Below are 13,284 nucleotides of genomic sequence, written 5' to 3' on the forward strand. Positions count from 1 at the left end.
ACAGGGGCAAGGATTTGATGGAAAAAGTTCGGAAGCCCCCATTGATCGGAGATCGGGCCACGGTTTTCGGCAAAGTTCCTTGACGGGTTTGCATCTGCCCTCTTTACAGGCAATTCGTCAATTCGACAGACCGACCAAAACATCACGCATTGAGCAAAATGTCCTATAAACTTTTTATTCCCGGCCCAATTGAGGTTTCTGAAAAGACCTACAAGGCCATGACAACGCCGGTCTTCGGACACCGAAGCCCCGATTTCGTCGAGCTCTACCAGTCTGTTCAGCCGGGCTTGCAGGAGCTCTTCTACACGAAGGATCCGGTATATTTGTCAACAAGCTCAGCTTGGGGCGTTATGGAAGGCGCCATCCGCAACCTTGTTCATAAAAAGGTCCTCAATGTCTGTTCGGGCGCCTTTTCCGACAAATGGCTCGATGTCTCCAAGCGCTGTGGGAAAAACGCTGAAGCCCTCCAATACGATTGGGGCACCCCGGTCGATCCGGCCGATATCCGCCAGAAGCTGTCCACCGGCGAATTTGATACGATCACCTTGATCCACAACGAGACCTCGACGGGAACCATGAATCCGATCGCCGAAATCATGGCAGTGATCCGTGAATTCCCCGATGTCATTGCCGTGGTCGACAGCGTCAGCTCATTCTCCGCGGTGAAGATCGACAAGGACGCATTGGGGATTGATGTCCTCCTCACCGGCAGCCAGAAGGCACTCGCCATGCCACCTGGACTGGCGCTCCTGAGTGTCTCTGAGCGGGCCCGACAACGCGCCGCCACCATGCCCGATCGCGGCTATTATTTCGACTTTCTGGAATTCCACAAGAACCACGAAAAGGGCATGACCCCCTCCACCCCGGTCATCCCGCTCATTTTTGCGCTTCGCTCAAAACTGGAGGATATTTTTGCTGAAGGGCTGGAGGCGCGCTATGCCCGCCACGAGCGCCTCAACAAGCTCGTTCACGGCTGGATGGACAAATACGGGCTCGAAACCCTGCCGCCGCGCAGCCATGCTTCCAAGTCGTTGTCCTGCATTAAAAACAGGTACGATTGGGACTTGCCCGCCCTGAATGCCCACCTGAAGACTCATTACAAATGTGTGATCGATGGCGGATATGGAAAGATCAAGGGCAAGACCTTCCGCATCTCCAACATGGGAGACGAGACGGATGAAACAATTTCCGAATTGTTGACAAACCTTGACGCCTCCCTTGAGGCCCTCAGCTTCACACGCTCTTAATTTCCAACTAATAGAAAGACCCCCATTTTGCCAGAATCCAAGAAAACCCTGATCATAGCCGAGAAACCAAGTGTCGCCCAGGACATTTCCAAGGTCCTCGGGAAATTCAAGAAAGTCGGCGATGCCTACGAAAATGATGAATACGTCATTTCCTCGGCGGTCGGTCACCTCGTCGAGCTCTACATGCCCGAGGATATTAACAAGAAGGAGTATGGCTTCTGGCGCCTCGGAAGCCTTCCCATCATCCCCGAGAAGTTTGAGCTGAAAGCGATCAGCGACAAGCGCAGCAAGGAGCGCTTCATGATGCTGAAAAAGCTGATGGCGCGCAAGGATGTGGGACAGATCTACAACGCTTGTGACGCCGGACGTGAAGGGGAGTTGATTTTTACCTACATATACGAGCTGGCCAAGTGCAAGAAGCCATACGAACGCGTCTGGATGCAATCCATGACGCCGGCTTCCATCCGCGAGGCCTTTTCAAACCTGCGCGCTCCGGAAAAGATGCAGGGCCTGAAGGATGCAGCGCGAAGCCGCTCTGAGGCAGACTGGCTCATCGGCATTAACGGGACCCGCGCCATCACCAAGCGGATGTTTGGCCGGAGTAAGGGCGTCGCCACTGTCGGGCGCGTACAGACCCCAACCCTTTCTATTGTCCTCGAACGGGAGTTTGCCATCAGGAATTTCGAGCCGCGGGCTTACTGGCGTGTGGAAGGCCAGTTCTCCGTGACAGAAGGAACCTACACCGGCTTGCTGCAACGAAGTGACAAGGTCAACAAGGAGGATTCCGAGGACAAGACCGACCGGTTCTGGTCTGAAGAGGAAGCCAATGCGCTGGTTGCCCGTCTGAATGATTTGAAAGGCGGGATTGCCCATGACGAGAAAAAGCGAACGCGCCAATCCTGCGGTCGCCTCTATGACCTCACGTCCCTTCAGCGGGAAGCCAACGGCCGCTTCGGATACTCGGCCGCCCGGACCTTGCAGATTGCTCAGAGCTTGTATGAAAAGCATAAGCTCCTGACCTATCCGCGAACTGATAGTCGCGCCCTTCCCGAGGATTACATTCCCACCGTCAAGGCCGCCTTGGGTAACCTCACCGGCCCCATCTCGGATCACGCCAAGATGGTCCTTGAGAATGACTGGGTGAAGCCCAACAAGCGCATCTTCAATAACGCGCAGGTCAGCGATCACTTTGCCATTGTCCCGACCGGGGAAAGCCCGAAACGGCTGAGCTCCGAAGAGGAACGGATCTTCGAAATGGTTTCACAACGATTTGTCGCCATTTTCTTCCCGCCCGCGGAATTTGATGTCACGACACGGACCACCGCCCTGGAAGACCTGTCTTTCAAGACCGAAGGGAAGGTGCTTGTAAAGCCCGGCTATCTCCAAGTCTACGGTAAAGCCGGCACCAAGACTGAAATGCCCGCCCTCGTCGAGGCAGACAAGGATCCGGAGTGGCTCAAGGAAGCAAATTCGCCTGACCTCGCCAGCGCGGAAGGCTTCAAGGCCCAATCCGCTTCAATCGAGTTGCAGGAGGAAGCGACCAAACCACCTGCGCGTTTCACGGAAGCCACTCTTCTTTCCGCAATGGAAGGGGCTGGAAAACTCGTCGAAGATGACGAGCTGGCTGATGCCATGAAGGAAAAGGGGCTGGGCACACCGGCCACACGGGCCAATGTCATTGACCACCTGATCCGTGAGAAATACATGGAACGGGAAGGCCGCAACCTTCTCCCCACAACGAAGGCGGAAGGCCTCTGGGAGTTTCTCCAGGCCGTCAAAGCCGAGGCACTCACCCAACCTGCCCTGACCGGTGACTGGGAATACCAACTGCGACAGATGGAAACCGGCAAAACCACCCGCGACCAGTTCATGGGGGGAATCATCGAGCTCACCAAGACCATCGTCGACCGGGTCAAGACTTTCGAGGAAGACGAAAAGGCCGCTCCTGATTCATCGGTTATTTCACCGACGGATGAGAAGCCCATGAAAAGCATGTTGCGGGCTTTCAAGTCACAGGACGGTGAACTTACCATCTACAAGACAATTTCAGGCAGGAAACTGACCGAGGAAGAGGTGCAGACCCTCGTCAAGGAGCGCGTTGTGGGCCCGCTTGACGACTTCCGCTCCAAGGCCGGCAAGCCGTTTTCGGCACTTCTCCGGCTCGATGCTATGAACAAGGTCAGCTTTGACTTTGGCGACAATGGTACAAACGGGAATAATGAAGACCTCAACCTCGATGAGCTGCCAGTGGTGGGTAAGTTCAAGGAATCGGGAGCCACGGTCTACGAGACGCCCAACGCCTACGCCTGCCAGCGCACCCTTCAAAATGAACCGGGCGACACATTCCGTCTTTCCCGCACGATGCTTGGGAAGACGCTTCCCCGTGAGGAAGTGGTGAAATTGCTGGAAACAGGAAAGACCGGCCTCATCAAGGGCTTCAAGTCAAAGCGTACCGGCCGGCTCTTCGATGCCTTCCTCTTCTTGAAACCACGGGGCGGAATTGGCTTCGAGTTTCCTCCAAGGAAAGCCGCCGCCAAGAAGACAACGACTAAAAAGGCTGCCAAAAAGGACTGATTTCCGTCCTCCCGCTTTTCTTTTTCGGCGATTGGTGACATACTGCCCCCATGGCGGAATTGAATGCGATCCGGCTACGCGGTGTTCGGCAAAACAATCTCAAGGGGATCGATCTAGACCTCCCGATTGGCGACCTGATCGTAGTCACAGGCTTGAGCGGGGCGGGTAAATCCTCGCTCGTTTTCGATGCCCTGCATGCGGAGGGCAATCGGCGCTACGCGGAGACATTCAGCCCATACACACGCCAATTCATGGAGCTTCTCGACCGGCCCAAGGTCGACTCCATTGAAAACATCCGGCCCTCGATTGCCATCGAACAAGGCAATACGGTCAAGACGTCGCGTTCAACCGTCGGCACGATGACCGAACTGTGCGATTACTTTAAAGTCTGGTTTGCCAATTGCGCGCAACTTCATGATCCGGAAACCGGTGAAGTGATCACGACGGATACGCCACAGACAATCTGGAAGAAATCCCTCCAGCAATTTCGAAACGAGAACGTCCTCCTGACATTTGCCGTGCACCGGCCCGGCAAGCTTGACTGGAGCACCATTCTCAACTCGGTATCCGGTCAGGGATACACGCGCGGAATACTGAACCAGAAGCTGGTCCGGCTCGATGAGCTCAAGCCGGAAACCCTCGCCCCGGAAGATGAGCTCCATGTCGTCCAGGACCGCGTTTCCATCAAGCCAGCCTCACGAGGCCGCTTTATCGAGTCTGCACAGACCGCCCTCCATTTTGGAGATGGGCAGATGAGCCTCTTCAATACAAAGGCAAAGCTCCTGCACGTATTCAGCGAAGGGCTTCACCGGCCCGGCAGCACGCGGCGATTCCGCGCAGCATCGCCCAATCTGTTCTCTTTCAATTCACCAATCGGGGCCTGTCCCCTGTGCCGAGGCTTTGGACGGGTCATTGAAATTGACGATGGGCTGGTCATACCGGATCACAAACTGTCCCTCGAGGACGGAGCCATCAAGGCGTTTAGCGGGGCCGTGTATTCTGAAAGCCAGCGTGACCTTCTCAAGGCCTGCAAGCGCTTCAAGATCCCGACAAAGACCCCGTGGAAGAAGCTGGCAAAGAAACACCGTGACTTTGTCCTGTACGGGGAACCGGGCTACGGATCCGATGGGAGTAAATGGCCGAAAGGTTGGTATGGCGTTCGCCGTTTTTTCAAGTGGCTTGAGGAGAATACCTACAAGATGCATGTGCGCGTCTTTCTCTCGCGATACCGTTCCTATGTAAAGTGTCCCGACTGCGAGGGGACGCGCCTGCAACCCGAATCGCTTTGCTGGAAATGGAAAGGTTTCACACTTCCCGACCTCTATGAAGTTCCGGTCAGCGAGTTGGTCTCCCAGATGGGGAAGTCCACTTCCTTACCCGATGAACCGCAGGCCGACCTTGCCCGCCAGGCCATCCAGACGCGTCTTTCCTACCTTGAAGCGGTAGGCCTTGGATACCTGACCCTGAACCGTTCATCCCGTTCCCTTTCCGGCGGCGAAACGCAACGTGTCAATCTCACGTCCTGCCTCGGGACCTCCCTTGTCGATACACTTTTCATTCTCGATGAGCCGTCGATCGGTCTGCATTGCCGAGACATCGACCGCTTGATCAAGATTCTCAGGAAGCTGACGGACATGGGCAACACGGTGGTCGTGGTTGAGCATGATGAAGGAATCATGCAGGCGGCTGATACAATTATTGAAGTTGGCCCGGCACCGGGCAAAAACGGAGGTGAGATTGTCTATGCGGGCCGCCCCAATGGCCTTAAACGACTCCGAAAGTCCCCCACCGGACAGTTCCTTTCGGGCAGGCGCTTGATCAAACCACCAAAGGAGCGACGCCCGGTCACCAAGGACACACCCTTCGTGCGCATGCGGGGTGTGCAGAAACATAATTTAAACGGGCTTAATGTGGACATTCCGCTACGGCGTTTTGTCGTCCTGAGTGGGGTCAGCGGTTCGGGCAAATCGACCCTGCTGCACAACGGGCTCTATCAAGGCCTGCTCTCCAGGAGTGGAAAGGCCTGCGAGGATCCAGCCCGGATTGAGGAGTTGTCGAGCGAGCTTGGCTTCGGGGAAATTCTATTGGTCGATCAATCTCCGGCCAGCAAGACACCTCGATCCAATCCCGCTCTCTTTGTCGGGGCATGGGATGGCATCCGGCAGGTGTATGCCCGCACAGAGGATAGCCGGCGGGCCGGTCTCACGCCATCTGCCTTTTCCTTCAACAGCGGGGACGGACGCTGTCCGCACTGCCAGGGTCTTGGCTTTGAACGGGTGGAAATGCAGTTCATGGCGGATGTCTACGTCCCCTGTCCGGTCTGTGAAGGGAAACAGTTTCGCGATGAGATTCTCGCCCTTCAATGGAACGGGCGCTCAATTGCAGATATCCTCGCCCTGACAATAGACGAGGCGATTGAGGTCTTTGAGGAGCATAAGCCAATTGTCCGCAAACTCCGCGCACTTGAGGAAGTGGGCCTCGGCTATCTTCCCCTTGGACAGCCCTTGAACACGCTCTCCGGTGGCGAATCACAGCGCCTCAAACTGGTTCGTTACATGGGTTCGTTGAGCAATGAAAAAAATCCCGCCCTGCTCCTTCTTGACGAACCGACAACCGGGCTTCACAAGGCTGATATCGAGCGCCTCCTCGGCGTCCTCCAACAGCTGGTCGATAACGGCCATTCGCTGGTGGTCATCGAGCACCATCCGGACGTCATTCGCGCCGCGGACTGGTTGCTGGAGCTGGGCCCCGAGGCAGGTTCTGCCGGAGGAAAACTGGTTTTTGCCGGAACCCCTGACTCAATCGGAAAAAACGCCACCGCAACCGCCCCCTATGTTCTGGAGGATAGCCCGTCCAAAACAGCTTACACGACACCCAAAAGGAAAAGGGCCTCTGGCAAGTCCCGGGCAACCTCCACCCTTCAACTGACCGGGGCCCGCGAGCATAATTTAAAGAACATATCCGTGAGTATCCCCCGGGGTGCGATGAGCGTCGTGACCGGGGTCAGTGGCTCGGGCAAATCCACGCTTGCCTTCGATATTATATTTGCCGAGGGACAGCGACGCTTCATGGAGTCCATGTCTTCCTGGGCGCGCCAATACGTGGAGCAGCTTCCCAAACCCGACATTGATCACCTCAGTGGCATTTCCCCGACCGTGGCCATCGAACAGCGGGTCACCAGAGGTACGCGCAAGTCCACAGTCGCTACCATCACCGAGGTTGCCCAATACTTGCGCCTGCTTTACGCCCGCATCGGGATACAGCACAGTCCAACGACCGGCGAACCGCTTGTCGCACTTCCGGCAAAGGCTCTTGTGGCGCACCTGGAGCGCCAACTGAAGGGGCTTGCCAAACGGCGCGGTGTTCAACAGGCACATCTGCTTTCACCGCTCATCCGAGGAAGAAAGGGCCATCATGAACCGCTGGCCAACTGGGCCCGCGACCGTGGGTATTCTCGCCTCAGGATTGACGGTAAATGGGTCCCGCTCGACGAATTCAAGAAACTCGACCGCTACCGGGAGCACAATGTCGATCTGGTCACAGGAAGCATTACTTTCAAGAATAGTCGTATTGATAAAATAACGACAAAGCAGGATAAGCCGATTTCGCTTCCTGAGCTTGTCAGCCTCGCCATCGATCTTGGCAAGGGGAGTTGTTACCTCGCTACGGAAAAGGCTCCGGAGCCGGTCTGGTTCTCGACCCGGCGCTCTGATCCGGTCACCGGAGAAGCCTTTCCAGACCTTGACCCGAAAGACTTTTCATGGAACGCACAGCGCGGATGGTGCCCGACCTGTCGCGGTCACGGCGCCCTCTATTCATGGATGGAGGAAGATGAGCGCTTTGATGAAATCGAACATTCGTTCGATGATGGTGAATCGTGTCAGGATTGCCAGGGAGAGCGCCTCAACCCTGTCAGCCGCTCGGTTTACCTGAAGACTGTCACCGGAAATCGCTACAACCTTCCGCAGCTTCTAAAGCTGAACCCCGGCACCCTTTTGGGGGAAATGGACAGTCTCGAGCTTGATTCCCGGGCACGCGCAATTCTTGCGGAAATCCTTCCCGAAATCCGGGAGCGCCTCAACTTCATGGAAGAGGTGGGGCTCCAATACCTGAGCCTCGACCGGCCAACGAACACTCTTTCAGGAGGCGAAGCCCAGCGGATCCGCCTCGCGGCGCAGCTTGGGTCAAATCTTGCCGGGGCTCTCTACGTGCTGGATGAACCATCAATCGGCCTGCATGAACGCGATAACCAGCGCCTTCTGGATTCACTCGAAGGCCTGAAGGCCAAAGGCAATACGCTGCTCGTTGTCGAACACGACGCCCACACCATGAGGCAGGCTGATCACATTATTGATCTGGGCCCCGGAGCGGGAAAAAACGGGGGCCATATCCTGGCCGAGGGTTCCTTGAATAAATTGTTGAAAAACCGCAAAAGCCTCACTGGTCAATATCTCCGGAAAGGGATTCCTCATCCTTTGCGGGGACAGTGGCGCGATTTGCCGGAGAGTTTCAACCCGCGTCGCCGTTCCTCTCCTGACGATTGGTTGGTCTTGCGAAAGGCCTCCCTGCGCAATCTCAAGGGCGATGATGTTTTCATTCCAAAGCAACGGCTTACCATGGTCTGCGGAATCTCCGGAGCCGGCAAGTCCACCCTGGTCAGGGATTTGCTCATGCCGAATGCCCAAAGGGCCATCCGGGAGGAAAACAAAAAGCTGTCCGGATCTATTAGTCGTGACGGTTTCACTACACTGATTGGAGCGCATACATTCCGTCAGGTTATCGAAGTTGACCAGTCGCCGATTGGCAAGACGCCCCGCTCGACACCAGCCACTTATATCGGGGCCTTTGACCGTATTCGGGAATTCTTTGCCGCGACCCCGGAAGCAAGAATGCACGGATACCAGAAGGGCACCTTCTCCTTCAATACGAAGGGTGGACGGTGCGAAACCTGCAAGGGTGCGGGCAGAATCAAACTGGAAATGAACTTCATGCCGGATACCTACGTCCCCTGCGAGGATTGCAACAGTCGGCGCTATGGGAATGAACTGGAGGAAATCCGGTGGAAGGATGCTTCCATTGCCGATGTCCTTGAGATGACCTTTGAGGAAGCGGCCCGGTTTTTCGAGTTTGATTCCCAATTGGGCGCGATCCTGAAACTGATGGTCGAGACAGGCTTGGGATACCTGACCCTCGGGCAAAGTTCCCCCACTCTATCCGGCGGGGAAGCTCAGCGCCTTAAACTGGTCAGCGAGCTGGCACGCGGACTGCCTACCTTCCAGGAGCGCAAGTCAGCCATCTTTCAGCCCAATCTCTATATCCTTGAGGAACCGACGATCGGGCTCCATCTGCATGACTGTGAGCGCTTGATCCACTTGCTGCATCGTCTTGTCGATCAAGGACATACCGTCATAGTGATCGAACATCATCTCGATCTGATTGCCGAGGCGGATTATCTGCTCGAAATCGGTCCTGATGGCGGTGATGCCGGTGGTCAAATCCTCTATCAGGGACCTGTCGAGGGCTTGAAAAGGATTATCAATTCACCAACAAGGCCGTTTTTACAGGAAATTATAGGATAATTTTTCTTGATTTAAACAAAAGCGGGGCTAAAAAATCGATTTATTGTATTTTAGGCCTATTGCATTTGTAAAATCTTAAGAAACCCTGTAATCATGAGCACGTCCCTGTTTGTCGGAAACATCCCTTACGGCGCCATGGAGCGTGAGATCCAGGAACACTTCTCCAAGTGTGGGCAGGTGGATAACGTCCGATTCGTCATGGACTTCAAGCGCGGACGCTTCCGCGGATTCGGATTTGTCACGATGCCGGAAGACGATGCAAAGGCCGCAGTGGAGCTGCTCAACCAATCGGAATTCCAGGAACGCCAATTGATTGTCAGTATCGCCCGGGCGTCCTAACTGCCTGCCGGGATAACCCGATCCCTTCCCAGAGTTCCCTGGAGGGATTTCAGGTAAGCCTTCCCGCTCGCTTCCTTGAGGTGCGCAGAGACCAGACCCTGTAGCTCATGGAGGGAGTTCAGCGGCTGATCGTAGGATTTGAGGTAATCAAGCATGCGGTTCCAGTGAGCCACATCCACATCCTGCTTATTCTGGAGCCGTTCCTGGTACCAATCGCTGGAAAGAATCACCTCCGGCTTGAATAGATCACGCACCTCCGGATCCTTGAGGGTTTTGCCGTTATAGTTGCCGTCCTTCATAATATAAAGGAGGGCCTTCATTGGTGGGCAGGCCAACTCAATGCTACCATCACGGAAATAATTTCCGGCAACGACCTGGTGGGTTGTCATCATGTTGTCCAAGCCATCAGCAAAAACATCCAGATCCTGCAATTCCGGTTTCAGCATGGCCTCCGTGAAGAGCACTTCGGGACTGGTGAATATGCGGCCAAGGAAGTAGTTCACAAATGCCTGGTTGATACGATACCCGAGGAGCCCCGTTGGAAGCGACTTATCCTTCACAAGGAATTCCGGGACAGGCTCAAGGAAGCCGTGTTCGATCAGCCACTCCGGCTGGCGCTCAAAGCGCCTCATACGGCACCAGATTTCAGGCACAAGGAGGCTGATGTCATGGTCGACCCGGAAGTTTGGACCGACATAACCGGCTGCAGTCACAAATGGATCAAGCCCCGTCAGGGCAGTCGCCACCAGCGCATTGTTCAAGTCGGTGATCGGGAGCAAGGCATTGAATGGTGCCTTGGTCAGTGCGCCTTCTGAGCCTGCGCCCGTTGTCGACGGACTCTTGCCAGTCATGCTGGAGGTAAACTCCATGAAGGCTTCCGGCAACGGAAGATAATGGATTGGGTTGAAAACCGCGAGTGAGCGGATCGGGCCCTCCGGGGGATTATTGCGGCGGCCTGTGAGCAGACCGCTGACCGGATAAAGCACGGCATCCTCTGGTTTCAATTTACGCTTAAAACGTGCTCCCATTTCCGCTACATAACTTACTTGCGGTTGGGCGAGGGATGTCCGGTTCTGCAAATACCGGGGATTCTTTGTCGGCTTGCCATCGACTATCCGTGGATTCGATGAGGAAACCACAAAGTCAGGATTTGACTCAGGTTTTGTGACAAAATCACGGAGAAGATTTTTCATTGGATCCGTGAAGTAATCAAACCGGACCGCATCCTCCATCATCTCCAATGCCTCAGGGCGTGAAAGCGGTTGGTAGTTGGAGAAGAAGACGTTTGCCCCGGACATGTCCTCCTCGGTCTTCTTGTCATAACCGCGAATCACTGCGTCATCGGGACGCTGGAACAGGCGGTATTCACAATTCCGAACAATTTTGGCACTGGTTCCACCCTGGCTTTTGCCCGGCTCACCGGGTATGCGCTCCCATGGCAGGACAACTGAGGCGCTGATGTCGTCCTCAGTCTGGATCTTGGTCGCCGGGAAAAAGTCCTTTCGCAGTGAAAAGACACGCCATGATCCGTTGTCATCATAACCCACCCGGAGATAGCTCGTGATGACCTTGCCATCCTTGTACTTCAATTCATGCCCGGAAATGCCATTGATGATGTCGACCGTGAAGCGTTCGCGCCAATTCTCTCCCCAGTCGGGTTTGTAGAATCGCTTCAAGAGCAGGACCAGCTCCTTGATGTGCGTGGGGATGGATCGGATAAAGGTATTGTGTTCGGTTGTATACTCCGGGCCAGGCGTCAGCAACTTGATCACGGATCCGAGCGAACGGGCCGGGCCGAGGATGGGCCGTGTGTTTTCACGATTGAGCGACGCGTCCTTGAATCGGCCTCCATAGTTTCCGTTGAGGATGCGTTCAACGGCATCAAAATCCTTTTTCAGGTTCCCTACATAAAATGGCGCGTGAATAATGGCATCCGCGATGGACTTGGAAATTTCCGATTTACCACCCCCGGACACGGTACAGGGCTTGTGGCAATTGGTCGCTTCGGGCACCGTCCCGATGAGGCGCCAACGGCGGCCTTCGGCTGGCTTGACGAGCTGCACTTTGTATCCGTTCGGGAAGATGTAGGTTTTATCGGCGAGCAGCTTGATAGATTTTGGGCTGCCGTCCTTTTCCCATGAGATAGTCTGCTCAGCCAGTGAGAACCGGGCAGTTTCCGGTATGTAGAAGACTTTTGGATACAGACAATCGATGGCGTGCCCCTCCGGTTGCATCTCCATGCGATCCCCGTAATCCTTGAAGATTGATGCGAAAGATCTCACTTCCTCATCAATATTGGGGGAGAGCTCAAATTCTTCACCAAGGTCATAGGAGGAAAAAGCAAGCGTTCCGCCAGCATGTTCCTCCTCACAGTTGCCAAAGAGGTTTGCTGCATAACCGATCTGGGTTTTAACCTCCTTCTTGCAGTAACCAAAGTAGTTGTCAGCGATCAATGTCACGACAACTCCTGCATCGGTCCGTGCAGTGATCTTGAAGGCACCGCCGTCATTGTAGCGTTCATCCTCCGATTCCCAGCACATGCCGTCCCGTTTTTGCCGCTCGGTGGCCTCAGCGACATGTGGAAGACCCAATTCCTTCTTGGTCAACTCCTTGATGTGGGGTGCCAGGATTACGCACCCTGAGTGTCCGGACCAGCTTTCCACATCCAGACCCGCATCATTTTCCGGAAGATAGGGATCCCCCGCGTTGCCAAAAATGGATTCCACAAAGTCGAGATTACAGGTCATGCTACCCGGCGCAAAAAACCGGATTTCCATGGACTTGTTTTCAGAGGAGCCCGGAACTGCCGGGCAAATAACGGGCCGCAAGAGCAGGGAGACCCAGACATGAGCCTTCTTTTCCTGAGTGGAGGTGAAAGGCAGGAGCATCAAGTCCTCCGGAGGTCTCAAGGCTGCTTGGAGCAGGCGGGCAAAGGTTAATTTCGGCACTGCTTTCTTGTCGTCCGGAATCGGCAATCCGCCCTCAGCAACGTGAAAAACGCCTTTTGTTGTGCGACGATCGTTGACCGGATTGTGGAGGACGCCATTGGCGACCCGATAGGATTCGATAATGTCAGAATGGAAACTGTCCTGGTCCGGTGGCAGGGAAAGCGCACGGGCAATGCCGTGCTTGATCAAATTGAAGGTCTTTCCCGGAAGCCGGACTGCGCGGTCCGCCTCCGGCAACTCGGCAAGATAGGATTCGAGGAAGGACTCGATGCGCATATCTGCCGGGGGCCTCAGCCCGTCTTTGAGCAACGCGTTCCGTGCGCGAAAGTTTGAAACGAGGTTTTCGCTGATGGAAAGGGTTGGAAAATCCTCCATATCCCCAAAAATCGGCTCCCCAAGGGCGGCCAGGTACAGATTGATGCGTTCAATCAAATCGTCGCTAGGACGGGAATCCGCCTTGGTTTTAACATCAAACCCAATGGCTTTTACAAGATTAGTATCTGTCATATCAAAAATAAGTAAATTACAGAGAGGAGGGATCAGCACAATTGATGCCGAGTTAGAGACCAAATTGTGTGTTAGATGCAGGTCAAGTCT

At 54.9% G+C, this 13,284-nt stretch carries 5 protein-coding genes; 4 read left to right on the plus strand and 1 reads right to left on the minus strand.

The annotated features are described in order from the left end of the window. Positions 1-158: 158 nt before the first annotated feature. From G0Q06_RS11685 to G0Q06_RS11700, 4 genes are all read left to right on the plus strand, one after another. Positions 159-1,247 carry a pyridoxal-phosphate-dependent aminotransferase family protein gene (locus tag G0Q06_RS11685; RefSeq protein ID WP_163966166.1) on the plus strand — a complete coding sequence of 363 codons (1,089 nt, stop codon included), beginning with the start codon at positions 159-161 and terminating at the stop codon, positions 1,245-1,247. A 27-nt stretch (positions 1,248-1,274) separates the two neighbouring features. Next, positions 1,275-3,821, plus strand: a complete 2,547-nt coding sequence (locus G0Q06_RS11690) for a DNA topoisomerase (protein ID WP_163966167.1) — start codon at positions 1,275-1,277, stop codon at positions 3,819-3,821. A 50-nt stretch (positions 3,822-3,871) separates the two neighbouring features. Then, positions 3,872-9,400 carry an excinuclease ABC subunit UvrA gene (gene uvrA, locus G0Q06_RS11695; RefSeq protein ID WP_163966170.1) on the plus strand — a complete coding sequence of 1,843 codons (5,529 nt, stop codon included), beginning with the start codon at positions 3,872-3,874 and terminating at the stop codon, positions 9,398-9,400. A gap of 93 nt (positions 9,401-9,493) precedes the next feature. Then, positions 9,494-9,739 (plus strand): RNA recognition motif domain-containing protein, encoded by a 246-nt coding sequence (locus G0Q06_RS11700; RefSeq protein WP_163966173.1) that lies wholly within the window; start codon positions 9,494-9,496, stop codon positions 9,737-9,739. Here the strand turns inward: G0Q06_RS11700 and G0Q06_RS11705 are convergent. After that, positions 9,736-13,194, minus strand: coding sequence for a PPi-type phosphoenolpyruvate carboxykinase family protein (locus G0Q06_RS11705; RefSeq protein WP_163966176.1), 3,459 nt, complete (start codon positions 13,192-13,194; stop codon positions 9,736-9,738). The genes G0Q06_RS11700 and G0Q06_RS11705 overlap by 4 nt on opposite strands. Positions 13,195-13,284 lie beyond the last annotated feature (90 nt).

It is taken from the genome of Oceanipulchritudo coccoides (assembly GCF_010500615.1).
Lineage (GTDB): Bacteria > Verrucomicrobiota > Verrucomicrobiia > Opitutales > Oceanipulchritudinaceae > Oceanipulchritudo > Oceanipulchritudo coccoides.

Excerpts from the sequence above, each read along its gene's own strand:
- G0Q06_RS11685 (WP_163966166.1), top strand. The coding sequence starts at position 159 with ATGTCCTATAAACTTTTTATTCCCGGCCCAATTGAGGTTTCTGAAAAG.
- uvrA (WP_163966170.1), top strand. The coding sequence starts at position 3,872 with ATGGCGGAATTGAATGCGATCCGGCTACGCGGTGTTCGGCAAAACAAT.
- G0Q06_RS11700 (WP_163966173.1), top strand. The coding sequence starts at position 9,494 with ATGAGCACGTCCCTGTTTGTCGGAAACATCCCTTACGGCGCCATGGAG.
- G0Q06_RS11705 (WP_163966176.1), bottom strand. The coding sequence starts at position 13,194 with ATGACAGATACTAATCTTGTAAAAGCCATTGGGTTTGATGTTAAAACC.